The organism is Acinetobacter johnsonii CIP 64.6 (assembly GCF_000368045.1).
In the GTDB taxonomy this organism is placed as follows: Bacteria; Pseudomonadota; Gammaproteobacteria; order Pseudomonadales; family Moraxellaceae; genus Acinetobacter; species Acinetobacter johnsonii.
In genome coordinates, this window is the sequence record NZ_KB849230.1 from 420,340 (window position 1) to 442,749 (window position 22,410).

The 22,410-nt window shown below is 45.1% G+C and carries 22 protein-coding genes; 14 read left to right on the plus strand and 8 right to left on the minus strand.

The window, feature by feature from the left end; all coding sequences use genetic code 11:
- Position 1: 1 nt before the first annotated feature.
- The 8 genes from F986_RS17725 to ahr all read left to right on the plus strand — a co-directional run bounded on the left by F986_RS17725 (position 2) and on the right by ahr (position 5,167).
- Positions 2–160 (plus strand): DUF1328 domain-containing protein, encoded by a 159-nt coding sequence (locus F986_RS17725; RefSeq protein WP_004647174.1) that lies wholly within the window; start codon positions 2–4, stop codon positions 158–160.
- A 165-nt stretch (positions 161–325) separates the two neighbouring features.
- Positions 326–1,066, plus strand: coding sequence for a dienelactone hydrolase family protein (locus tag F986_RS03175; RefSeq protein ID WP_004691830.1), 741 nt, complete (start codon positions 326–328; stop codon positions 1,064–1,066).
- Between the two features lie 74 nt (positions 1,067–1,140).
- Entirely contained in the window at positions 1,141–1,503 is a 363-nt protein-coding gene (locus F986_RS03180) for an HIT family protein (RefSeq protein ID WP_004691832.1), read from the plus strand.
- A 108-nt stretch (positions 1,504–1,611) separates the two neighbouring features.
- Entirely contained in the window at positions 1,612–2,646 is a 1,035-nt protein-coding gene (gene mutY / locus F986_RS03185; protein ID WP_026056494.1) for an A/G-specific adenine glycosylase, read from the plus strand.
- Between the two features lie 84 nt (positions 2,647–2,730).
- Entirely contained in the window at positions 2,731–3,273 is a 543-nt protein-coding gene (locus tag F986_RS03190) for a M23 family metallopeptidase (RefSeq protein ID WP_171057597.1), read from the plus strand.
- A 15-nt stretch (positions 3,274–3,288) separates the two neighbouring features.
- Positions 3,289–3,534: a hypothetical protein gene (locus F986_RS03195; RefSeq protein ID WP_004691836.1), complete on the plus strand. Its 246-nt coding sequence runs from the start codon at positions 3,289–3,291 to the stop codon at positions 3,532–3,534.
- 19 nt (positions 3,535–3,553) lie between these two features.
- Positions 3,554–4,108, plus strand: coding sequence for a DNA-3-methyladenine glycosylase I (locus tag F986_RS03200; RefSeq protein WP_004691837.1), 555 nt, complete (start codon positions 3,554–3,556; stop codon positions 4,106–4,108).
- Between the two features lie 36 nt (positions 4,109–4,144).
- Positions 4,145–5,167, plus strand: a complete 1,023-nt coding sequence (ahr, locus tag F986_RS03205; RefSeq protein ID WP_004691839.1) for an NADPH-dependent aldehyde reductase Ahr — start codon at positions 4,145–4,147, stop codon at positions 5,165–5,167.
- A 28-nt stretch (positions 5,168–5,195) separates the two neighbouring features.
- On the opposite strand, the gene F986_RS03210 is transcribed toward ahr, so the two are convergent.
- A complete protein-coding gene (locus F986_RS03210; RefSeq protein WP_004691841.1) occupies positions 5,196–6,647 on the minus strand; it encodes an aminotransferase-like domain-containing protein in 1,452 nt (483 codons plus the stop codon).
- Between the two features lie 99 nt (positions 6,648–6,746).
- On the opposite strand from F986_RS03210, the gene F986_RS03215 reads away from it, so the two are divergent.
- Positions 6,747–7,148, plus strand: coding sequence for a hypothetical protein (locus F986_RS03215; RefSeq protein WP_004691842.1), 402 nt, complete (start codon positions 6,747–6,749; stop codon positions 7,146–7,148).
- Between the two features lie 49 nt (positions 7,149–7,197).
- On the opposite strand, the gene F986_RS03220 is transcribed toward F986_RS03215, so the two are convergent.
- Positions 7,198–7,845 carry an START domain-containing protein gene (locus tag F986_RS03220; RefSeq protein ID WP_004691844.1) on the minus strand — a complete coding sequence of 216 codons (648 nt, stop codon included), beginning with the start codon at positions 7,843–7,845 and terminating at the stop codon, positions 7,198–7,200.
- A 64-nt stretch (positions 7,846–7,909) separates the two neighbouring features.
- Entirely contained in the window at positions 7,910–8,725 is an 816-nt protein-coding gene (gene dapB / locus F986_RS03225) for a 4-hydroxy-tetrahydrodipicolinate reductase (RefSeq protein ID WP_004691846.1), read from the minus strand.
- A gap of 197 nt (positions 8,726–8,922) precedes the next feature.
- On the opposite strand from dapB, the gene F986_RS03230 reads away from it, so the two are divergent.
- Positions 8,923–9,162, plus strand: a complete 240-nt coding sequence (locus tag F986_RS03230) for a hypothetical protein (RefSeq protein ID WP_004691847.1) — start codon at positions 8,923–8,925, stop codon at positions 9,160–9,162.
- 64 nt (positions 9,163–9,226) lie between these two features.
- On the opposite strand, the gene dnaJ is transcribed toward F986_RS03230, so the two are convergent.
- From dnaJ to F986_RS03250, 4 genes are all read right to left on the minus strand, one after another.
- The gene (gene dnaJ, locus F986_RS03235) at positions 9,227–10,345 is read right to left on the minus strand and encodes a molecular chaperone DnaJ (RefSeq protein WP_004691849.1); all 1,119 of its coding nucleotides are present in this window, start codon (positions 10,343–10,345) and stop codon (positions 9,227–9,229) included.
- Between the two features lie 104 nt (positions 10,346–10,449).
- Complete coding sequence (locus F986_RS03240; RefSeq protein WP_004691852.1) at positions 10,450–10,827, minus strand: hypothetical protein; 378 nt, start codon at positions 10,825–10,827, stop codon at positions 10,450–10,452.
- Positions 10,828–10,958: 131 nt separating this feature from the next.
- Positions 10,959–14,096: an efflux RND transporter permease subunit gene (locus F986_RS03245; RefSeq protein ID WP_004691854.1), complete on the minus strand. Its 3,138-nt coding sequence runs from the start codon at positions 14,094–14,096 to the stop codon at positions 10,959–10,961.
- A gap of 2 nt (positions 14,097–14,098) precedes the next feature.
- The gene (locus F986_RS03250) at positions 14,099–15,199 is read right to left on the minus strand and encodes an efflux RND transporter periplasmic adaptor subunit (protein WP_004691855.1); all 1,101 of its coding nucleotides are present in this window, start codon (positions 15,197–15,199) and stop codon (positions 14,099–14,101) included.
- Between the two features lie 150 nt (positions 15,200–15,349).
- Between F986_RS03250 and F986_RS03255 the strand changes: the two genes are divergently transcribed.
- The 4 genes from F986_RS03255 to F986_RS03270 all read left to right on the plus strand — a co-directional run bounded on the left by F986_RS03255 (position 15,350) and on the right by F986_RS03270 (position 21,531).
- Positions 15,350–15,976 carry a TetR/AcrR family transcriptional regulator gene (locus tag F986_RS03255; protein ID WP_004691857.1) on the plus strand — a complete coding sequence of 209 codons (627 nt, stop codon included), beginning with the start codon at positions 15,350–15,352 and terminating at the stop codon, positions 15,974–15,976.
- A gap of 204 nt (positions 15,977–16,180) precedes the next feature.
- Positions 16,181–18,865, plus strand: coding sequence for a phosphoenolpyruvate carboxylase (gene ppc / locus F986_RS03260; protein ID WP_004691858.1), 2,685 nt, complete (start codon positions 16,181–16,183; stop codon positions 18,863–18,865).
- 299 nt (positions 18,866–19,164) lie between these two features.
- Positions 19,165–20,466: a solute carrier family 23 protein gene (locus F986_RS03265; protein ID WP_004691860.1), complete on the plus strand. Its 1,302-nt coding sequence runs from the start codon at positions 19,165–19,167 to the stop codon at positions 20,464–20,466.
- 159 nt (positions 20,467–20,625) lie between these two features.
- Complete coding sequence (locus F986_RS03270) at positions 20,626–21,531, plus strand: LysR family transcriptional regulator (RefSeq protein ID WP_004691861.1); 906 nt, start codon at positions 20,626–20,628, stop codon at positions 21,529–21,531.
- Here the strand turns inward: F986_RS03270 and F986_RS03275 are convergent.
- Entirely contained in the window at positions 21,528–22,265 is a 738-nt protein-coding gene (locus F986_RS03275) for a sulfite exporter TauE/SafE family protein (RefSeq protein WP_004691863.1), read from the minus strand. The genes F986_RS03270 and F986_RS03275 overlap by 4 nt on opposite strands.
- Between the last annotated feature and the right edge of the window lie 145 nt (positions 22,266–22,410).

The following is a 22,410-nucleotide window of genomic DNA, read 5'->3' on the forward strand; positions in this document are numbered from 1 at the left end:
TATGTTTCGTTGGGCGATTATCTTCGCAGTGATTGCACTGATTGCAAGTTTACTTGGTTTTGGTGGTGTCGCAGGTTTATCCAAAGACTTTGCGATTATTTTATTGGTGATTGCTGTGATTCTTGCGATTGTCGGATTTTTATCCCGTGGCAAAGTCTAAAGTACGCGACTATTAATAAAGAAAAAGAAGGATTCAGATCCTTCTTTTTTATGTGTGCCTTTAAAAATAATTTCTCACACTTCTCATATACATTGGAATATTTTTCAAATCCTTGTAAAAGTTTTTATGCTTTAATCAGAGCAGATCATCTATCAGGATTTGAGCATGACAATCAGTATTCAAACTCGAGAAATTCAATATAACACCGCCGATGGACAACGCTTAGTTGGTTATTTTGCAGCACCAATCTCTCAAACACCGCATGCAGGTATCATCGTTGCACCCGAATGGTGGGGCCGAAATGAATATACTGAACAACGTGCTCGCGAACTGGCTGAACACGGTTATGCGGCACTGGCGATTGATATGTACGGCGACAAAAATGTCACCACAGATGCGAAACAAGCCTATGAATGGATGATGCAAACTTTTGCCGATGCAGACACCATCGTCAACCGTGCACAAGCAGGTTTAGATACGCTTGCAGCCCAGCCTGAAGTGAATGCAGATCAACTGGCGGCGATTGGTTTTTGTTATGGCGGTAAAGTGGTTTTAGACTTAGCGCGCTCAGGCGCACCACTTAAAGCTGTGGCGACTTTCCATGCAACATTGGCACCGAAAGCCCCTGCGGTCGAAGGTCAAATTCAAGGTGAAATTTTAGTTTTACATGGTGAGTTAGACAGCATGGTTACTTTGGATGATGTTGCTAGCTTCCGTGAAGAAATGCATGCGGCAAAAGTGGACCATGAAGTCATCATTTTTGAAGATGCGAAGCATGGTTTTAGCAATCCATTGGCCGATGAGCGTGCCAAAGCCAATGGCGTAGACTTGGGCTATAACCTAGAAGCAGAAAGACAAGGGCTAGATGCAATGTATGACTTGCTAGAACGCAATCTCAGTGCTTAACTAGAGCTGAGAATTCAAATATTTGATTTTTCAGATCCAACAGGATACATAATTAGATTTTAGAGGAGATAACAATGACTGAGACCCACTGCCAATATTGTAATTTTGATGAATATGACGTGCTTGATAAAAATGACTTTGGGGTGATTTTACCCGAACCCAATGCATTGTCTAAAGGTCACTGTGTCATTATCCCTCTACGTCATGTGAGCTCATTTTTTGACATTACCGACAAAGAGCGTAAAAGCTTAATGTCTTTGCTGGAACTGGCACGCAATGAACTCCAATTGCGTCATCAGCCTTCAGGCTTTCATATTGGTTTTAATGATGGTGAAATATTTGGGAATGTGTCTGAACACTTACATATCCATATTATTCCACGTTACAAAGACCAAGAGCTCAAACTCGATGCACGTTGGGGCATGACGAAAGACTAAGTTTTTATGGTTTTAAATGGCGCATAAGCGCCATTTTTTATGCGCAAAAACTCGGGCTCAGAAAAGACATTCAGTTATACTAAGCCGAATTTTTTGCTTGTGCCTCAGATGTCTCCTTTCTCTTTTTCAGATGCGTTACTGACTTGGTTCGATGTTCATGGTCGACATGACCTGCCATGGCAAGTAGCCGATGATCCCTACAAAGTCTGGGTGTCTGAAATTATGCTGCAACAGACCCAAGTCAAAACAGTGCTGCAATACTTCGAGCATTTTATCGAACGCTTCCCAACCGTTGCAGCTTTAGGGACAGCATCATGGGATGAGGTCGCACCCTACTGGGCAGGTCTGGGCTACTATGCCCGGGCACGTAATCTACATAAAGCCGCAGGGGTTGTGGCACGTCAGGGGCACTTTCCTCAAACTTTAGAGGACTGGATTGAACTGCCAGGTATTGGTCCATCTACCGCAGGGGCGCTGATGTCTTTGGGTTTACGTCAGTACGGCGTCATTATGGATGGCAACGTGAAACGCGTGCTCGCACGCTTTTTTGCCATTGAGGATGATCTGAGCAAACCTGTGCATGAACGCAGTATGTGGCAACTGGCCACTGAACTCTGTCCAACTGAACGTAACCACGACTATACCCAAGCCATCATGGATTTGGGGGCAACCGTGTGTACCCCTAAAAAACCGCTGTGTTTATACTGCCCAATGCAGCAACACTGTAAAGCCCATGCACAAGGGCTAGAAACTGAATTGCCGTTTAAAAAGCCCAAGAAAGCTGTGCCTGTGAAGTCTGCCCAAGTTTTGGTGCTGCGTCATCACAATCAATGGCTGTGGCAACAGCGCCCCAATAGTGGACTGTGGGGCGGTTTATGGTGTTTACCTATTTTTGAAAATCGTGATGAACTCATGCAACTGTGCCAAAGTCTAGGACTGAAACAAGTCTCGCAACGCGCTGACATTTCGCATAGTTTCACCCATTTCACTTGGCAACTGGAAGCGCTTTGCTTTGAAGTCGATGCCGATCAGCTCGAACATTTAAGTATAGAATTGGCCAGCACATGGCTAGACATACAAAACGTCACAGAAATGGGCATCCCAACTGCGATGAAAAAATTGATCTCGGCAATTCAACTGTGACATAGTTGGGTGATCCATTGGGTTCACCCTGACACTTTAAAATTAGATCACTGAAATAATAAAGGATTGTTCGTGCGTAATTGTTTGCCCCGCCTTTCTGCGCTTGCTAGTTTAAGTTTTGTGATTCTGTTACTCGCAGCTTGCCGTACCACGCCGCCTGCGCCGAGTGGAAGCCAGTTACCTGTCTCACAAGTCCAACAGCTGAAAAACATGCGTTTAGCCACACAACTTCCTGTCCCTGTCCAAGGCATTAAACGTCACGGGCTCACAGATACTTGGGGAGCGTCCCGCAGTAGCGGACGGACGCATGAAGGCATCGACATTCTGGCTCCACGTGGAACAAAAGTTTTTTCTGCCACAGAAGGTCTCGTTGCAGACTTACGCAATAACAATTTGGGTGGTAAAGTGGTTTGGATTATGGGGCCAGCAGGCACTTGGCATTACTACGCTCATCTTGATGACCATAAACGTGGCTTAAGTGTCGGCGACTATGTCAAAAAAGGCGACCTGATCGGCTATGTCGGCAATACAGGCAATGCACGGCACACAGCCCCACATTTGCATTATGGACTTTATTTACACGGTAAAGGCCGTGGTGCAGTAAATCCCTATCCTTATTTACGTTAACTTTAGGAATTTTTCATGTCAGAAGCGTTGATCAACCGTCTGGTCGAATTTGCTGAATCAGGCAATCAACAAAAAATCATCTTGGCTGGACAAAACCACCAAGGTTGGATCATGGAAATTACCGAAGATGCGCTTTTAATCAGTACTGGATTTGCTGAAAAAACAGGAAAAGATGTTTGGATTAACTTTTCCGACCTCGAACACGCCCAATTGTTTTATTGGGACAATCAACACGACCAATGGGCACCTTTTACCCTATAAAAAGATCAGGAGCATGTTCATGACCACTCAACGCTGCGGATGGTGCTCCTCAGACCCACTTTACATCGACTACCATGATCATGAGTGGGGTAAACCACTACATGATGAAAAGCAGTTATTTGCGATGCTCTGCCTCGAAGGTCAACAAGCGGGGCTGTCATGGATTACCGTCCTGAAAAAGCGTGAACATTATCATCGCCAGTTTTTTCAATATTCCATTGAACAAATTGCGGCTTTGAGTGATACAGACTTAGCCGAAAAAGTCCAAGATATCGGCTTAATTCGCCATATCGGGAAGCTGACCGCCATTCGTGACAATGCGCTTGCATGGCAAGCCCTGAAAAAACAAGGCATCAACCCCGTTGAGTGGCTCTGGAACTTTGTCGAGCAACACGCAATCAACAATGATGTCCCGGACTACCGTACAGCACCTGCACAGACTCCTCAAAGCCAAAATATGTCTAAAATCTTAAAAAAACAGGGTTTTAAATTTGTCGGACCCACCACCTGCTATGCCTTTATGCAAGCGGTTGGTATGGTCAATGATCATGAAAACAGCTGTCATTTTAAATAAAAGTACATAAAAAACAGGAAAATAAGGATCTCGAATATGACGGATAACACCATTCGTGCCTATGCGGCAATGCAAGCAGGTGCAGCACTACAACCCTATCAATTCGATGCGGGTGAACTGCAACCACATCAGGTCGAAGTCCAAGTCGAATATTGTGGATTGTGCCATTCCGATGTTTCAGTCATTAACAATGAATGGAACTCTTCGGTCTATCCCGTTGTCGCTGGTCATGAAATTATTGGCACCATCAGTCACTTAGGCTCCGAAGCCAAAGGGCTTAAACTTGGACAGCGCGTCGGTATTGGCTGGACGGCAGAAAGCTGCCAACACTGTGACCCCTGTGTGTCGGGCCAACAAGTGCTCTGTACAGGAGGACCGACAGCAACCATCGTCGGTCATGCAGGCGGCTTTGCCGACAAAGTCCGCGCAGGTTGGCAGTGGATTATTCCTTTACCTGAAGAGCTGGATCCTGAATCCGCGGGTCCTTTATTGTGCGGCGGTATTACCGTTTTTGATCCAATTTTAAAACACCAAATTCAAGCCATTCACCATGTTGGCGTGATTGGCATCGGTGGTTTAGGGCATATGGCTATTAAGTTACTTCGAGGATGGGGCTGTGAAATTACGGCGTTTACCTCGAACCTCGACAAAACGGAAGAACTCAAGGCCATGGGTGCAGATCATGTGGTGAATAGCCGTGATGTGGATGCGCTTAAAACCCAGCGAGGCAAATTCGATCTATTGCTCAGTACGGTGAATGTCACGCTCAATTGGCCTGCCTATATCAGTACACTGGCACCGAATGGCACGATCCATCTGCTAGGCTTGCCTCTAGAGCCCATCAAGTTAAATGCAGGTAGTCTGATTGGTGGAGCAAAGTCTATCACGGGTTCACCCACTGGCTCACCTGCGGCATTACGTCAGCTACTCAAATTCGCTGCACGTAAAAACATTGCGCCACAAATTGAACTGTATCCTATGTCACAGTTGAATGAAGCACTGGAACGGTTACATTCTGGAAAAGCTCGTTATCGTATCGTTCTCAAAGCCGATTTTTAATCCAAAAGCGCCTCAAAAGAGGCGCTTTTTATACCGCTTGTTTGACCAACGTCGAACTGCTGAGTTGCACTTTCACCCAATCGGCCAACAAAGTGACTGCCGCGCGAATATCTGTTGAAATTTCATGACCTGCATTGAGGCGGATACAGTTTTTATAACGCTGCCCTTCACCAAAGACTTCTCCTGGCACTATATTGATGCCATGCTGCTGAGCAAAATAGTACATATCTAAACCATCAATACACTCGGGCAGCTGTAACCACAGCGCATAACCACCTAAGGGTTGATTGATACGTAACGCAACTCCGTTAAAGGCATGCTGAATCATGTATCGGTATTGCTCAACTTGCTGTTTCAAAATCGGCTTTAACTGCTGTAAATGCTCCCGATAAGCACGACTATAAATCAGATCGGCCAGTGCCAACTGCAAGGGTGTATTCACTGTAATATTTTGCATCAGTAACGTAGCCTTCAAGTGCGCTAAGCGCTGCGGAATGCAGAACCAACCTACGCGATACGCAGTTGAAAGTGACTTGGAAACCGAACCACAGAAAATCACATAACCCTGCTGATCCCAATACTTAATCGGCAGCGGACGACTCGAGCTGAAACTACATTCACCATAAATATCATCCTCAATTACATAACATTGATAGCGCGCCGCAAGTTGTGCAATTTTTTCTTTTTCAGCATTGCTTAAGCAAAACCCCAATGGATTTTGATAATTGGCCGTGAGTAAACACGCTTTTGCGCCTGAACTTTGCATGACCTGCTCTAAACGTTCAAGATCAAAGCCTTGAGTATCAGCTGGAATTTCAATAATTTTTCGCTTTAACCCCGCCAGCATTTGCAACTGACCATTAAAATTTGGGGTCGGTACAATTACGCTGTCGCCCTCCTTGCTGAGGTGTTGGATCATCACCGACAACGCAGGCATACAGCCATTGCTGATATAGATATCATCCTGCGAAATATAGAAGCCATCTTCAGCCCAATGCTCAGACAAGGCCTGCCGCAAGCGAATATGGCCCTGCTTATCGCTATATAAAAAGTCTTCAGGTTGACTGTGTTTTAAGGCGCGTTGAATGGAGCGGCGGAGCGCTTCTACAGGCACATGTTTTGGCGAAAGCTGAATCGCTCCCAAATGGATGAGACGGCTATTAATGGAAGACTGTTGAATTTCCAGCTGTAGCTCTAAATTAGAAATATCACGGGCTTGAGACTGAAAATCAGGATGCTGCGGTACAGGAATAGATGGGCTGGTATTTTTCTGATAACTGACAAAATAGCCCGACTTATTTTTCACATGAATATACCCCTGTGACTCGAGTAGTTCATAACAGCTCTTAGCAGTATTCAAACTGACCTTTTGTAAGTTGGCAAACTGGCGTAACGACAACAGCTTTTGCCCTGCGGGTAATTCAGCATTTTGAATTTTTTCAAGCAACTGTGCAGCCAAGCTTTGATACTGGAATGCCATTCATCTGTACCTATTTTTTTAACTTTTATGTATCTGTATCCATTATGCCAACAGAATTATGCTTCTGTCATTCGTTCACAACCATAAATAGGCACTTTTATGAAAAAAATAATCATATCTCTCTTTTGCTTATTGAGCTTATCGGCTTGCCAACCGCCACATGTTTCACAGCAGGTACAACAGCAACATTTTATTTGTAAAGCACTGATTGAAGGGTTTCTGAAAACGCAAAATTTAACTGATTATCAGTTTTTAAGTTTAGCGCCGAGCTTGACTGAAACCTCGACCCAACGAACCTATCAATATCGGTTGAACAATGAACGTGAAATGCAGATGAACTTGCCCCACCAGAAAAATTTACAGTTCCAATGTGACCAAAGCAGTGCTGAAAACTTCAAGATCTCGCTCGCTGGTGAAGGAGATGCCATGCTCAGTTTAATCCAGTTAGACCTGCCTAAGGCTTCAACCTTAGAGCTGCTGAGCGCCTATCAACAGCCTTAAGTTTTAAAACATAAAAAAGCCTGCATTGCAGGCTTCTTCATCTTTAAAATTAACGTAAGGCAACTGGTAAATGGGCAGGAGTGTCTTCTTGTTCCAGCAATTGATTTTTCATTTTTTGCAGCATTTGATAGGGTTGTTGTTGGACAAACATATTCACAAACTTCAGTGGTATCGACCCCTCAGGGTTAGCATAACCTGAGGTCGAAACCTTGACTTTATTTGATCCCAGTTTCTGAAAGGTCCAATCGCCCTCATAATGATTTAGGCGCACATAATCTGGATTTTTAAGGATGTTTTTATCAATCGCTTTATTTTTAATGCTAATAATGCCCTGACTGTCCTTGGTCATTTTTCCCTGCACCACCAAGTCGCGGTCTTTTAAAGGAAAAGGAAAATCCAGCACCATATACAGTTGAAACTCGCCTTTTTTATCATCGCGCGACAAGACTTTCACACTGCCCATATACGGCACCCATTTCACCGCATGGTCAACATCTAAGATCAATGACACTGCTTTTTCAATCGGCACATCAAACGTGGTTTCAGCCTTATATAAAAAAACTGGGTTTTGTGCATTTTGATAGGTCCAAACTTTAATATTATTTTTATGAATACTGAGTTTGGCTTGATCCATAGGTTTGGCCTGTGCTGTCGTCATCACGGCAACAACACAAGCCATATATATGACTTTTTTCATTCTATTCTTCGTCTTATTTTAGTTTTTTATCTTGTTTTTATGGCGAATGAAACAGGTTTTAAACTTAAATGTCGTTAAAACCCAGTACATCTTTCATGTCATATTTACGTGCTTCACGTCCTACCACCCAAGCCGCAGCGCGTACCGCACCCGAAGCAAAGTTCATACGGTTGGTCGCTTTATGGGTAATTTCAACACGCTCACCATCAGCAATAAACATAGCCGTATGTTCACCGACAATATCGCCGCCACGAATGGTTTGGAAACCAATACTTTGACGCTCACGTGGTCCTGTATGACCTTCACGGCAATACACTGCATCGGTTTTCAAGTCACGACCTAAAGCACCCGCAATCGCCTCACCCATCATCAACGCTGTGCCTGATGGTGCATCGACTTTATGACGGTGATGCGCTTCAATCACTTCAATATCCACTGTGTCGCCAAAGACTTTAGACGCCAATTCCAACAGTTTAATCGAAACATTGACCCCCACAGAATAGTTGGCTGCATAGACCACAGGTGTTTGAGTCGCAGAGTCATCCAAATAAGCTTTTTGTTCGTCATTCATGCCCGTGGTGCCAATGACAATGGCGACCCCAGCTTCACGACAAATTTTTAAATGCTGAACGGTCGCTACTGGTGCAGTGAAATCAATGATCACATCACAATCTTTCACTACCGCTTCCAGACTACCCACCACCTTCACGCCTAGGCTGCCAATACCTGCAAGCTCACCTGCATCTGTACCAACCAGTGAGCTTTCAGGGCGTTCCACTGCCGCAGCCAGTTGATAGCCTGCTTCATGTACCGCTTGAATAAGGATGCGACCCATACGACCGCCGGCACCTAAGACACCAATGCGTGGAGCTGCTGACATAACATATTCCTAATCTAGCTTCAAAATTGCTCTTACTATAGCAAAACTGATTGCACAGACTAAGGTTTGTTGGGCATTTTCATCGAAAAAATCGCTTTATTTTCAAACATGATTTCTCCAGCTTTTCACAAATTTGCAATCAATCTTACGCAGACTAGGTTCGCGTTTAAAAACAACTTTAAAATGAGGAAAATAGAATGAAAGCAAAGGTACTTTTTCTAGCGATGGCCTTTGGGGGCAGTTGGGCACAAGTTCAGGCTGAACCCGCTGTTCAAGCGGGCGACACCTTAGAAAGTTTGTCACAGGTAAAGATCACCACCAGTACACATCCCAAAGCACAGGCCGAGCAACAAGTACAAGCCGCTGCACCTATGGCTGAAGAAATGGTGTCGGTTGAAGAAATCGATCAACCTGAGTTGCCAGCAGAAGCGCAATAACATAAAAAAAAGCGGGAAAATATTCCCGCTCTTTTCAACACTGATTCAGACGTAACGTATTTAATTAATCAAACAGACGGTCAAAGAAAGACTTTTTCTTCGGTGATGATTTGTGATCATCTCCATCTAAAGTTTCTTGCAACTCTTTCAACAGTTCACGTTGACGTGCCGTCAAGTTGACTGGCGTTTCAATCACGATACGGCAGAGCAAATCACCCTGCATACTGGTGCGTACAGGTTTAACCCCTTTGCCACGTAAACGGAACATTTTACCCGTTTGTGTGCCTTCAGGAATTTTCAAACTCACACGACCTTCGAGTGTCGGGATTTCAATTTCTTTACCCAAAGCAGCATCAGCAATGCTCACAGGGACATCCATATACAGGTCTGCACCATCACGTTGGAAGATTTCGTGCTCACGCACCACCACTTCTACGTACAAGTCGCCTGACTGACCATCACGAATCGCTTCGCCTTTACCCGTTAAACGAACGCGGTCACCGTTATCGACGCCCGCAGGAATCGTCACTTCTAAGGTTTGTTGACGGTCTTTAACGCCTGAACCATGACAAGTATTACATGGGTTCTTAATGATCTTACCCTGACCGCGACAAGTGCTACAGGTCTGCTGTACAGAGAAGAAACCTTGCTGCATGCGAACCTGACCTGCACCATGACAAGTTTTACAGGTTTCAACATCGTTCGGGTTTTTAGAGCCTTTACCATCACAAGTTTCACACGGCGCTGGTGCGGTAAAAGTAATGGTTTTTTTCACCCCTCTTACTGCTTCTTCCAACGTCAGTTCCATCACATAACGTAAGTCAGAACCACGACGTGCACGCTGTTGACCACGACCACCGCCGCCACCAAATGCGCCACCGAAAATGTCACCGAATTGATTGAAAATGTCTTCTGCGCTGAAACCACCACCGAAGCCGCCTCCGCCGCCCATACCACCTTCAAAGGCTTGATGCCCCATCCGGTCATACATGCTGCGCTTTTCGCCATCAGATAAAATTTCATAAGCTTCAGCCGCTTCTTTAAATTTCTCTTCAGCTTCAGCATTGTCAGGGTTGCGGTCCGGATGATATTTCATCGCCAACTTACGGTAGGCTTTTTTAATTTCATCATCACTAGCGGTTTTAGCAACACCTAAAACCTCATAATAATCACGTTTAGCCATGTCTGGCGATGCTCCTCACGGAATTTATTTAATACTTAACTGTGGTCTGAAATTGGGTTCAAACCAAGTTTTACAAGGGGGTGTTTGAAAAAAAATCAGTAGAATTAGAAAACTGCTTTATTTTTCAAAAATTTAGACAGGCCTTTAAACCATGCATTTAGAAGGAAGAGAAATGCAATACAGCTAAAAACCACACCTGCAACCGTGCATCCAGTCACCCACAATGCGCTGTCCCAAGTGAAGAAAATAAGAGGAATAAACCACAGTGCTGCAAATAAAGCCAAAATGCTATAAATCACAATATTGCGCATGACCCAGAGTGCTTGCGCTTGTAACCACACTTCGGCATGATCAATTTGCGTGACTTTTCGGGCATACCAATAGGAAAATGCGCCACTAATCACAGTAAACAAAGCCAAAAACATGAAGACATAAGAAATCGCGATAGAGCGGCGATACTTGGTTACATTGTCTTGCATCATGCGTTTAACCCCATTTGCCACATCGTTGGTTTTTTAATGTGTAGCAAAAAACTGCTTTATAAAAATGCCATAAATTTCAGGTGCTACTATATTGAAATTTTCAACGTTTCGCACCTGATATTGGCATAAATTTACAGCTTATGGCTAATTTTTTTTACTTTAAACCACTGCGCGTACAAGGCAGGTAAAAAGAACAGGGTTAATAGCGTCGCCACAATTAGTCCGCCCATGATCGCAACGGCCATAGGTCCAAAGAAAATACTTCTAGACAATGGGATCATCGCCAGAACAGCTGCCAATGCCGTCAGCACAATTGGACGACAACGTCGCACTGTCGCATCGATGATCGCATCCCATGATTCATGCCCCGCTTGAATATCTTGCTCAATCTGATCAATCAAGATCAGTGAGTTGCGCATGATCATGCCTGACAAGGCAATGGTGCCCAACATTGCAACAAAACCAAAAGGTTTATTGAACAACAGCAAGAACAACACCACGCCGATTAAACCTAAAGGTGCAGTGAGCAAGACAATCGTGGCACGAGACATACTGCGCAGTTGAATCATCAGCAAAGTCATGACCACGGCCAAGAACAAAGGCATACCCGCTGCAACCGATTTACCCCCACGTGCAGACTCTTCCACTGTGCCGCCGACTTCAACCAAATAACCATTCGGCAGTTCCGCACGCAGCTGATTCATCTGCTCAGCCATTTCATCCACCACGGTGGCAGGCTGTAACTTGGTCCGAATATCTGCGCGTACCGTAATGGTCGGTAGGCGGTTACGATGCCAAATCAAACCTTCTTCAAAGCTATACTCAATTTTTGCAATTTGTGCCAACGGTACTGTTCCACCATTTGAGGTTGGAACGGCAAGGCTCGCCAATGATGCCACTTCAACCCGCTCGGCTTGATCGCCACGTAAACGGATTTCAATCAGTTCTCGTTTCTCACGGTACTGGTTAATGGTGGCACCCGAAATTGAGCTGTTCAAGAAATTAGCCAAATCTAAACTCGATACCCCCATTTGGCGGGCACGGTCTTGATCAATCTCTAAATTGATCATCTTGCTTGGTTCACCCCAGTCCAAATGCACATTGGTGGTGTTGGGGTTAGCACTCAGCATTGCCGCGACTTTATCCGCCCAAGCACGCACTTGGGTTAGGTCTTCACCCGACACACGGTATTGAAGTGGATAACCGACAGGTGGACCGTTTTCAAGTAAAGAGACGCGAGTACGCACATCGGGCAATAACTGACGGATTTGAGTGTCTAAGGATTTGCGAATTTCATTACGATCATCTAGTGAAGAAGCCAAGACCACAAACTGAGCAAAGCTGGCTTGTGGTAACTGCTGATCGAGCGGTAAATAAAAACGTGGCGAGCCTGTGCCCACATATGCCACATAATTATCTATGCCTTCTTGCTTAGACAGGAACTGTTCAACTTTTTTCACCGCATTTTCAGTTGCGGTTAAAGATGCACCTTCTTCAAGCTTTAAGTCGACCAAAATTTCGGCACGATTTGAAGGCGGGAAAAACTGCTGTGGTACTAACTTAAACATCAACACCGAGAGCACAAAAATAGCCACCGTCGTAGCAATGACCGTTTTGCGATAGGTCACACACAGATCGACCCAACGGCGAAAACCTTGATAGAACTTAGTTTGATAAGGATCGTGATGCTCACCTGCATGATGCACCATCGGCTGAGGTTCTGGCTGTTTGCGCAAACGTGCCCACAAACGGCTATACCACGGCGCTTTTTGAATCAGCTCTTTATTAAAATCGGGCAGGAGTTTGTCGCCCAAATAAGGCACAAACAACACCGCTGCAAACCAAGACACAATTAAGGCAATGGTCACCACTTGGAAAATAGAGCGAGTGTATTCACCTGTACTGGACGCTGCCGTGGCAATCGGTAAAAAGCCCGCAGCGGTAATCAAAGTTCCCGTCAACATTGGGAAAGCCGTCGTTCGCCACGCATGCCCTGCTGCTTGTAGTCGGCTGTAGCCTTGTTCCATTTTGATCGCCATCATTTCCACGGCAATAATGGCGTCATCAACCAAGAGGCCCAGCGCTAAAATGAGCGCACCCAAAGAAATTTTATGTAGACCGACATCAAAAATATTCATGCCTGCAAAAGTCATGGCCAAAACCAGTGGAATGGAGAATGCCACCACCAGTCCAGTCCGGAAACCCAGCGAGAAAAAACTGACCAGCAAGACAATAATCACCGCTTCCGCCAAAACTTTCATGAACTCGTTGACACTACGCTTCACCGCCACAGGCTGGTCGGAAACTTTTTTCAACTCCATACCTAAAGGTAAGGTTTTTTGCAGCTTGGAAAACTCAGTTTCTAAATTTTTCCCCAAAGCCAAGATGTCGCCACCTTTACGCATCGACACCGCAATGCCAATGCCATTTTCCCCCATAAAGCGCATACGGGGTTGAGCAGGCTCACTAAAGCCACGATAGACGTCGGCAACATCGCTAAGCTGGATGGTTTTTCCATTCACCAATAAAGGCATACGTTGCAGTTCTTCAACGCTCTTAATTTGCCCTGTGACTCGGAGTTGAATACGATCCGACTCTGTTTCAAAAAAACCTGCACTGGCCATGGTATTTTGCTGTTGCAGGGCTTGTTGTACCGCTGTCACAGGGATGCCTAGCTGCGCCGACTTGGTGTTGGAAATTTCAATCCAAATCTTTTGATCTTGCAGCCCAACCAAGTTGACCTTGGCGACATCTTTGACGCGTTGCAGTTGTAACTGTAGACGGTCGGCATATTCTTTCATCACTGCATAATCAAAGTCTTTACCCGTCAGCACATAAATGTTGCCGAATGTATCGCCGAACTCATCATTAAAGAATGGTCCTTGTACCCCATTGGGCAGCTGATGTTTGATGTCTCCAACCTTCTTGCGTACGTCATACCACACATCAGGTATCTCACTAGAGCGCATGGCATCTCGTGCCACAAAAGTCACCATCGACTCGCCGGGTCTGGAGTAGGCCATAATTCGCTCATACTTACCCGTGGTCATCAGCTCTTTTTCAATACGGTCGGTCACCTGTTCAGACACCTCACGCGCCGTTGCGCCCGGCCAATAGGTCTGTACCACCATCACTTTAAAGGTAAAAGGGGGGTCTTCGCTCTGTGCTAGTTTGGAATAAGACACCACACCCACGATGCCCAGTAACAACATCAAATAAAGGACCAAGCCCTTATTCTTTAAGGCCCATTCCGACAGGTTATAGTTCATGCTTAACCTCCTGTCACAATCTTGACCGTTTTATTGTCACGGCTAATCGGTTGAATTTTTTGTTTTTCACGCAGTAAATGCACCCCACCCACCACGACATAGTCCTTTGGCTGTAAACCTGAACGAATGGTAACGCTGTCTCGACCATACTCCCCCACACTGACAGGGACTTTACGAATGCTGTTGTCAGCATTCACCACCCAGACATAAGCATTTTTACCCGCAGCGGAAACACTGGCTAACGGTACACTCAACACATTGCTTTCAGTTGAACTGAAAAACACCCGAGCACTCTGTCCCAGTTGGATCGTATTTTGCCCTTCACGCAAAGCCACTTTGACACTAAAAGTACGTGACTGATCTGCTGCAGGCGAAATTTCACGGACGTAGGCAGCAAAACGTTCATCGGGTTTAGACCACAAGGTGACGATTGCATCTTGTCCAACTTTAATCTGAGCAATGGCTTGTTCAGGCACACCAATCACCACTTCACGATCACCTGAAATAGCCAGTTGAAACGCGGGTTGCCCTGCTGAAATCACCTGCCCAATTTCAATATTACGCTCGGTAATCACGCCGTTTTTATTGGCGATCAATTGGTTATAACTGGTTTGGTTTTGCGTAACGTTATAATTGGCTTGTGCTTGTTTCAAGCTCGATAGTGCGGCTTTATATTGATTTTCAACGCTGTCGTACTGTGAACGACTCACCGCATTACTCGGTAATAATTGCTTAAAGCGTTTGAGTTCATCCTGCGCATTTTTTTCAGCCGCTTGGGCACTTTCTAACTGTGCTTTGGCTGCATTGAGTTGCAACTGGGCATCCTGTACATCTAAGCGTGCTAAAACTTGTCCGACTTTGACTTGGTCACCCACATCGACCAGACGTTCCGTGACTTGTCCCCCAACACGAAAGGACAGTGCCGTTTGTTGGCGGGCTTGCACTTCGCCTGCATAGCTTTTTTGTTCTAGATGCGTGGTATTCGGCTGGCTCACCATTACCAAAGGCACCGACTCTGGTTCGGTCGTGTCTTTGCTACATCCCCACAAGGTGATACTACACACCACCATCATACTTGCCACAAGGGTCTGAATTTTGCTCATTAAGTCTGCTCTTCTTCCATAACCACCAATTAATCAGGCACAATATCCAGACTTAACTTGGTTATTTTTTAATTACTATACTGCATAGTACACTAATTAAAGATATGCTCAGATGTAAATGACTTTTTGAACTTTTTTTTAGGAAAATGTGTGCAAGCTTCAGCAGGACGTCCCAAGGATTTAGAAAAACGGCAACGTATTTTGGAGGTGGCACGTCAGTTGTTTTTACAACATGGCTACCACGGCTCCAGCATGGATCATATTGCCAAGGAAGCGCACGTCACCAAACTCACGGTGTATAACCATTTTCAGGACAAAGCCAATCTGTTCAGTTGTGCAATTGAGGAAACCTGTGAAAAGCTGATGCTGGGTCGTTCATTTCAATTGCAACGTGCCGAAGACTTTGTGCCTATGCTCAAACAGATCTGTGCGTTATCAATGCATATTATTAACCTGCCTGAGGCCATCAAGCTGGAGCACCTGTTATTACAGCTGGCCGCTGAACAAAACCCATTACTAGAGAACTTCTATAAAGCCTCTCACCTCAAAATGCGGGCGATTTGGGAGCAGTTCTTTGACCAAGCCCAAACCTTAGGCGTGCTTCAGTATGAACAAGTCAACGAGGTCATCACCTTATTAATGTCTTTGCTGTTTGGATATCGTCACCAAGAAATGTTACTGGGGATGAATGAAGTGCCCAATGCCGAACAACGCGAGCAACTGATTCAAGAAGCCATTGCGATTTTTTTATTAAAATACCCCTTACAAAAACCTTAAGATTCGGTTAATTAAATTTATATTTTTATAATTAATTCAAATATTTATAATGAAAAATCATCTTTATGTTAAAACAATCGCTTGCCCTAAGTTGTTCATTTGATTCTAAATTCAGCAATTAATCCCCTACTTTTGTCTGCCCCTACTTGGATTGTCATCGAATCGGGGTATAGTCAAATTAAGAACAACGAGGGAATAATAATCATGATTCAACAAATTGATGCTCCACTACGTGAAGATGTCCGATTACTCGGCAACCTATTGGGTGAAACCCTCAAGGAGCATGCAGGACAAGATTTGTTTAATCAGGTCGAGCAAATTCGGGCCTTATCCAAAGGGGCACGGGATGGTCAAGTCGAAGCTGAAAAACAGCTGGAACAATTGTTTTTTAGCCTTGAAGATGATGAAATCTTACCTCTGACACGTGCCTTTACCCACTTTTTGAACTTTGCCAATATTGCAGAGCAATACCATGTGGTCCGTAGCCGTCGTCAAAGTGAATTTGATGAGACCGCACCTTCTCCAAATCCGCTCGACCACCTCTTTGCTAAATTTAAAAATAACGACATTTCAACCGATACGCTGTTCCAGCAAATCTGTGATTTAAATATTGAACTGGTTCTGACCGCTCACCCCACTGAAGTCAGCCGTCGTACCCTGATCCAAAAATATGATGGTATTAACGATGCCTTATTTAAAATGGATCAGCAAAAACTGACCCCTCGCGAACGCCAAACAGTCCTTGAAGACTTAAAACAACTGATCTGTTCGGCGTGGCAGACCGATGAAATTCGTCAACACCGTCCAACCCCAGTCGATGAAGCAAAATGGGGTTTCACCACCATTGAGCAAACCTTATGGAATGCCGTACCGAAGTTCATGCGTGAACTAGACGACATGGTGATTGAACACTGTGGCCAACGTCTGCCTTTACATGTGGCACCTGTACGTTTCGCTTCATGGATGGGTGGTGACCGTGACGGCAACCCGAATGTGACACACAACATTACTCAAGAAGTCCTGTGGCTATCGCGTTGGAAAGCGGCTGATCTTTACTTACGTGACATTGAAGACTTGCGTTGGGAACTGTCGATTCAAAGCTGTAGCGATGAACTGCGTCAAGCCTTGGGCCAAGACCATCCTGAACCCTACCGTGAATATTTGCGCGATACCCGCGAACGTTTAAAAGCTACGCGCCATTGGCTCGCAGAAAAACTGCGCGGTGCCGATGCCGATGACAGCTTGGTGATTAAAGCCAAAGATGAACTGTTACAGCCTTTACTGCTGTGTTATCGCTCTTTAATTGCCAGCAATCTGCCTGAAATTGCCAATGGGAAACTGCTGGACTTTATCCATCGGGTGAACTGTTTCGGGATTGAACTGCTGAAACTGGATATTCGCCAAGAGTCAGGACGTCATCGCCAAGCGATTTCGGCCATTACTGAATATTTGGGTCTGGGTAATTTTGAAACGTGGACCGAACAAGCACGCCAAAACTTCTTATTGCAAGAACTACAAAGCAAACGTCCGCTGTTGCCCAAGCATTTAAATGAACCTGCGCAAAGTTTAATTGAACAACCCGAAGTACAAGAAGTGTTTGCCACCATGCGTACTTTGGCGGCGCAGCCTCAAGAAAGTCTAGGTGCCTACATCATTTCGATGGCTGAATATCCAAGTGATGTGCTGGCGGTACTGCTTTTGCAAAAAGAAGCAGGGATCCAACATCCACTACGTGTGGTGCCATTGTTTGAAACATTGAAAGACTTAGATGGCGCCGCAGCCACCATGAATACCCTATTCAATATGCATTGGTATAAACAGCATATTCAGGGCAAACATGAAGTCATGATTGGCTATTCGGACTCGGCAAAAGATGCAGGCTTTATGTCAGCCAATTGGGCACAGTACCGTGCGCAAGAAGAATTAACCGCAATTGCGAAAACGCATGGCGTACAACTCACACTATTTCATGGTCGTGGCGGTTCCATCAGCCGTGGCGGTGCGCCAACGCAACAAGCCCTGTTTTCACAGCCACCTGGCTCGATTTCAGGTGCAATTCGAGTCACTGAACAAGGTGAAATGATTCGCTTCAAGTTTGGTCTAGAAGGTATTGCGCTACAAAACTTAGAGATTTATACCGCTGCTACTTTAGAAGCCACTTTACTTCCACCGCCCGTCCCAAAACCTGAGTGGCGCGAGTTGATGCACAGCATGACCGATTTGTCGGTACAAGTGTATCGTCAGACTGTGCGAGAAAACCCGCACTTCGTAAAGTACTTACGTACAGTCACGCCAGAGCTTGAACTGCAAATGTTACCGCTTGGCTCACGCCCTGCAAAACGTAAAGTCACTGGCGGCATTGAGTCCTTACGTGCCATTCCTTGGGTATTTGCGTGGACCCAGATTCGTTTGATGCTACCCGCTTGGTTAGGTACAGGCGCAGCAATTAACCAAGTGATTGATCAAGGGCATAAAGCCACCTTAGATGAAATGCTGGTGGCTTGGCCGTATTTCCAAACCCTGATTGATATGTTGGAAATGGTGCTCTCAAAGTCTGATGCTCATGTAGCGCTATATTATGAGTCGCACCTGACCGATGATGAGGACTTGAAAGTGCTCGGTGAACATCTACGTCAGCGCTTAAAGTATGCAGTGCAAACCCTCTTGGCGCTTAAAGGTGAGTCTAAACTCCTCAGCAGTAACGAAGTTTTAGATCAGTCAATGAGAGTGCGCAAACCGTATTTATTGCCGCTGCATTTACTCCAAGCAGAGTTAATGAAACGTCGTCGCCGCTACCTAGAAGAGCGTCAGGAAACAAATACACCTGTAGATCATGCACTTATGGTGAGTATCGCCGGCATTGCAGCGGGTCTTCGTAACACAGGATAAAGTTTTAAGCCCGCTCCATTTAAAGCACATCAGCATGATGTGCTTTTTTATTGACCGCATGGTCAAACCTTTTATAATTTTTTATCAATCCAATCATAAATATTTATGAATGAGCGATTGGCTAAATTTACCAATTAAACATTGATTTTTCATTATTTTTAAAAATTAAAAGTTTTACCATACGGTAAAAAGTTCTGAAAAGTCATAAGATTAGTTTGAACAATTTTTTGTATCACTGATTAAATCTTCTAAAAAACAAGAGTATGATGTGCACAATTTATCTTTAGAGTGCTCAAAAAATGTCCAATTGGTTTCCCAAATGGCGCCCGTACGAAGGCAATATCGATGCACGTCCTGTTGGCACAAGTGAATACCTCCCTGCTTCACAAAGTGCAATTTTAGGTGTGCAGCATGCCTTTGCCATGTTTGGAGCAACGGTTCTTGCACCTTTCTTAATGGGCTTCGATCCCAACCTTGCTATTTTAATGTCCGGGATTTGTACCATCTTGTTCTTTATTATGACGGGTGGACGTGTTCCAAGCTATTTAGGTTCAAGTTTTGCCTTTATTGGGGTCGTGATTGCAGCAACGGGCTATACCGCATCGGGCACAGGCGCACTCAATCCAAATTTAGCTATGGCGGGCGGCGGTATTATTGCCTGCGGCGTGCTCTATACCTTGTTTGGTTTTATGGTCATGGCAACGGGCACTAAGTGGATTGAAAAACTGATGCCGCCTGTGGTGACAGGTGCTGTGGTGATGATTATTGGTCTCAACCTTGCGCCAGTGACGGTCAAAGGCGTTGCGGGCAATTCCTTTAATATGTGGATGGCACTAGTTACCGTATTATGTATGGGCTCGATTGCAGTCTTTACCCGTGGTTTATTGCAGCGTCTCTTATTATTAATTGGTTTGCTACTGTCTTACTTGGTCTATTTCATCGTGACCAATGTTATGGGCTATGGCACAGCGATTAATTTTACACCAATTCAGCAAGCCGCTTGGTTTGGTTTACCGACTTTTCATGCGCCTGAATTTAATGCCAATGCCATGATGATTATTGCACCAATTGCGTTAATTTTGGTGGCAGAAAACCTCGGTCACATTAAAGCCGTGAGTGCGATGACCGGTGAAAACCTTGATCCGCACATTGGTAAAGCGTTTGTTGCCGATGGTGTCGCAACGACATTAGCGGGTGGTGTCGGCGCACCAGGCATGACCACCTATGGTGAAAACATTGGGGTCATGGCCGTCACACGAGTTTACTCGACCATCATTTTTGCCATCGCAGGTGTGTTTGCCATTTTCTTGGGTCTGTCACCGAAATTTGGTGCCATCATCCATACCATTCCGACCGCGATTTTAACCGGTGCGTCGATTGTGGTGTTTGGTTTGATTACCATCGCGGGTGCAAAAATTTGGATTGAAAACAAAGTCGATTTTTCACAGAACAAAAACCTGATGGTCGCAGCAGTCACCATCATTTTAGGTACAGGTGATTTTGCCTTACAAATTGGCAACTTTAACTTGGGTGGTATTGGTACTGCTACGTTTGCAGCGTTGTTCTTAAACTGGTTCTTCAGCTTAGGACAAAAAGATTAATCTGCCTGATATTTTGATTATCCATTTTGATCGCAGCCTTCGGGCTGCTTTTTTTGGTCTGATATTCTGGCTCCGATTACACATGCCACTACGCTAAAAGGATGTCTCTAAACGCAAAAAGGGCTAAGATAAAGTAACCTTTTCCGCTTTGACCCTGCCATGCGCCTTGATTTTTTTGATCTGCAATTGTTTATCAATATCCTGAGTACAGGCAGTCTTACCAAGGGTGCAGAACGCTCCGCCATTTCTTTACAGGCCGCCAGTGAACGGATTAAAAAATTAGAACACCATTTTGAAGTCAGTTTATTTACCCGCCATGCAACGGGTGTAAAAGCGACCCTTGCTGGACAAACCTTTGCGGAACATGCGCAGCACTTACTGCAACAACAGCAGCAATTACAACAAGCCATGCTGCCCTTTGCTCACAGTGCAACGAGCAACATTATATTGTGGTGCAACTCATCGGCACAGAGTGAGTACTTACCACATTTATTACCGCAGTATTTAATGGAAAATCCGAAGCTCCATATTGAATTAAAAGAAGCCGAAACCAATGACATCATTCAGGCCCTCAGTACAGGCACGGCGCAGTTAGGACTGATCTCTGGTTTTTTTGATGCGGGACAGCTTGAAACTCAAGAGTTTGCTGAAGACCCTTTGGTACTGATCTGCCCAAGCCAACACCCTCTTGCCACTGCGGCACAACTAGAACTGGGTGAATTACTGCAACATCCATTTGTGGGCCTCATGCAATATCACTCCTTACAACAGTCAATAGAAGCGCAAGCCAAACGCTTAGGCTGTGACATCCAGTATCGTCTACGGGTGCCGAACTTTGCCGCGATCGCCCAAGTCGTTGCCAATGGCGTCGGCATTGCGATTATTCCCAAACGGGCAGCACTGCGTTTAAAAGCACAGTATGATTTTCAGCAAATTGAACTCTTAGGCAAATGGGCCAACCGTAAGTTGCTGTTAGCAGCACGGTGTTTTGATCAGCTCCCCGCAGATTATCAACGCTTTAGTCAATTCCTCTTGAGCCAACATGACCAACTCATTGGGCATTAAAGCCAGCCCAGTTGATGTAAAACCATATAACTGCCAAATAAGACTAGGCCCACAAAAAACACCTTACGAAAGGCTTGCTCAGGGATGCGGTAGCGAATTTTAGTGCCCAACCACATTCCGAGCAATGCAGGCAGCAGTGCGATCAACGACAGCTGATAGTCAATTGGGGTGTCTTCAACAGGATTTAGATGTAAATACGTGGCCAGACACAAGGTTGAAACAGTAAAGGCAAGGCCGAGCGATTGTACCAAATCATCCCGTTTCAAATGCAAGGACTGCAAATACGGCACCACGGGAATCACCACCACCCCTGTCGCCACCGTCAAAGCACCGCCCAAATAGCCCATGATCGGTGATAAATATTTTTCATACGGGGCTAAGTTGGGCATGTTTTTGGCAAACAAACCATATAGACCGTAAATAGCCAGCATCCCGCCCAACAGCGCTTCACTTTGAAATTCGCCATGTCCAAGTGTAGGAAAAACACTCCAAACTGAACCAATGATCATGCCCACCAGCAACGGCCAAAAGCGCTGTACCAGTCGCAGTACACGCCCTTCTGCAAACAATTGCCAAAAGTTCGTGACCATGGAAGGGATAATCAGCAAAGTTGCCGCTTGAAATGGGCTAATCACCAAAGATAAAAGTCCCATCGACACGGCGGGCAAACCCAGACCAATGGTACCCTTAATCATGCCTGCGACAGCAAAAACAAAAATAACAAAAGCAAGCATGACGCTTCTCTCTAAACACTTAGCGCCATGCTATAAAATTTAAATGTGGGCTCATATCACTGTTTTTAGAAGTAAGCCTCAACCAAAGATTGAGGCTTACTGGGAAGAATGGACTGGACTCAACTTTTATTGAATCCAGATGTGA

What these genes read in the sequence shown, in the direction of transcription:
- F986_RS17725 (WP_004647174.1), top strand. Translation starts at nt 2, where the DNA reads ATGTTTCGTTGGGCGATTATCTTCGCAGTGATTGCACTGATTGCAAGT.
- F986_RS03175 (WP_004691830.1), top strand. Translation starts at nt 326, where the DNA reads ATGACAATCAGTATTCAAACTCGAGAAATTCAATATAACACCGCCGAT.
- F986_RS03180 (WP_004691832.1), top strand. Translation starts at nt 1,141, where the DNA reads ATGACTGAGACCCACTGCCAATATTGTAATTTTGATGAATATGACGTG.
- mutY (WP_026056494.1), top strand. Translation starts at nt 1,612, where the DNA reads ATGTCTCCTTTCTCTTTTTCAGATGCGTTACTGACTTGGTTCGATGTT.
- F986_RS03195 (WP_004691836.1), top strand. Translation starts at nt 3,289, where the DNA reads ATGTCAGAAGCGTTGATCAACCGTCTGGTCGAATTTGCTGAATCAGGC.
- F986_RS03200 (WP_004691837.1), top strand. Translation starts at nt 3,554, where the DNA reads ATGACCACTCAACGCTGCGGATGGTGCTCCTCAGACCCACTTTACATC.
- ahr (WP_004691839.1), top strand. Translation starts at nt 4,145, where the DNA reads ATGACGGATAACACCATTCGTGCCTATGCGGCAATGCAAGCAGGTGCA.
- F986_RS03210 (WP_004691841.1), bottom strand. Translation starts at nt 6,647, where the DNA reads ATGGCATTCCAGTATCAAAGCTTGGCTGCACAGTTGCTTGAAAAAATT.
- F986_RS03215 (WP_004691842.1), top strand. Translation starts at nt 6,747, where the DNA reads ATGAAAAAAATAATCATATCTCTCTTTTGCTTATTGAGCTTATCGGCT.
- F986_RS03220 (WP_004691844.1), bottom strand. Translation starts at nt 7,845, where the DNA reads ATGAAAAAAGTCATATATATGGCTTGTGTTGTTGCCGTGATGACGACA.
- dapB (WP_004691846.1), bottom strand. Translation starts at nt 8,725, where the DNA reads ATGTCAGCAGCTCCACGCATTGGTGTCTTAGGTGCCGGCGGTCGTATG.
- F986_RS03230 (WP_004691847.1), top strand. Translation starts at nt 8,923, where the DNA reads ATGAAAGCAAAGGTACTTTTTCTAGCGATGGCCTTTGGGGGCAGTTGG.
- dnaJ (WP_004691849.1), bottom strand. Translation starts at nt 10,345, where the DNA reads ATGGCTAAACGTGATTATTATGAGGTTTTAGGTGTTGCTAAAACCGCT.
- F986_RS03240 (WP_004691852.1), bottom strand. Translation starts at nt 10,827, where the DNA reads ATGATGCAAGACAATGTAACCAAGTATCGCCGCTCTATCGCGATTTCT.
- F986_RS03245 (WP_004691854.1), bottom strand. Translation starts at nt 14,096, where the DNA reads ATGAACTATAACCTGTCGGAATGGGCCTTAAAGAATAAGGGCTTGGTC.
- F986_RS03250 (WP_004691855.1), bottom strand. Translation starts at nt 15,199, where the DNA reads ATGAGCAAAATTCAGACCCTTGTGGCAAGTATGATGGTGGTGTGTAGT.
- ppc (WP_004691858.1), top strand. Translation starts at nt 16,181, where the DNA reads ATGATTCAACAAATTGATGCTCCACTACGTGAAGATGTCCGATTACTC.
- F986_RS03265 (WP_004691860.1), top strand. Translation starts at nt 19,165, where the DNA reads ATGTCCAATTGGTTTCCCAAATGGCGCCCGTACGAAGGCAATATCGAT.
- F986_RS03270 (WP_004691861.1), top strand. Translation starts at nt 20,626, where the DNA reads ATGCGCCTTGATTTTTTTGATCTGCAATTGTTTATCAATATCCTGAGT.
- F986_RS03275 (WP_004691863.1), bottom strand. Translation starts at nt 22,265, where the DNA reads ATGCTTGCTTTTGTTATTTTTGTTTTTGCTGTCGCAGGCATGATTAAG.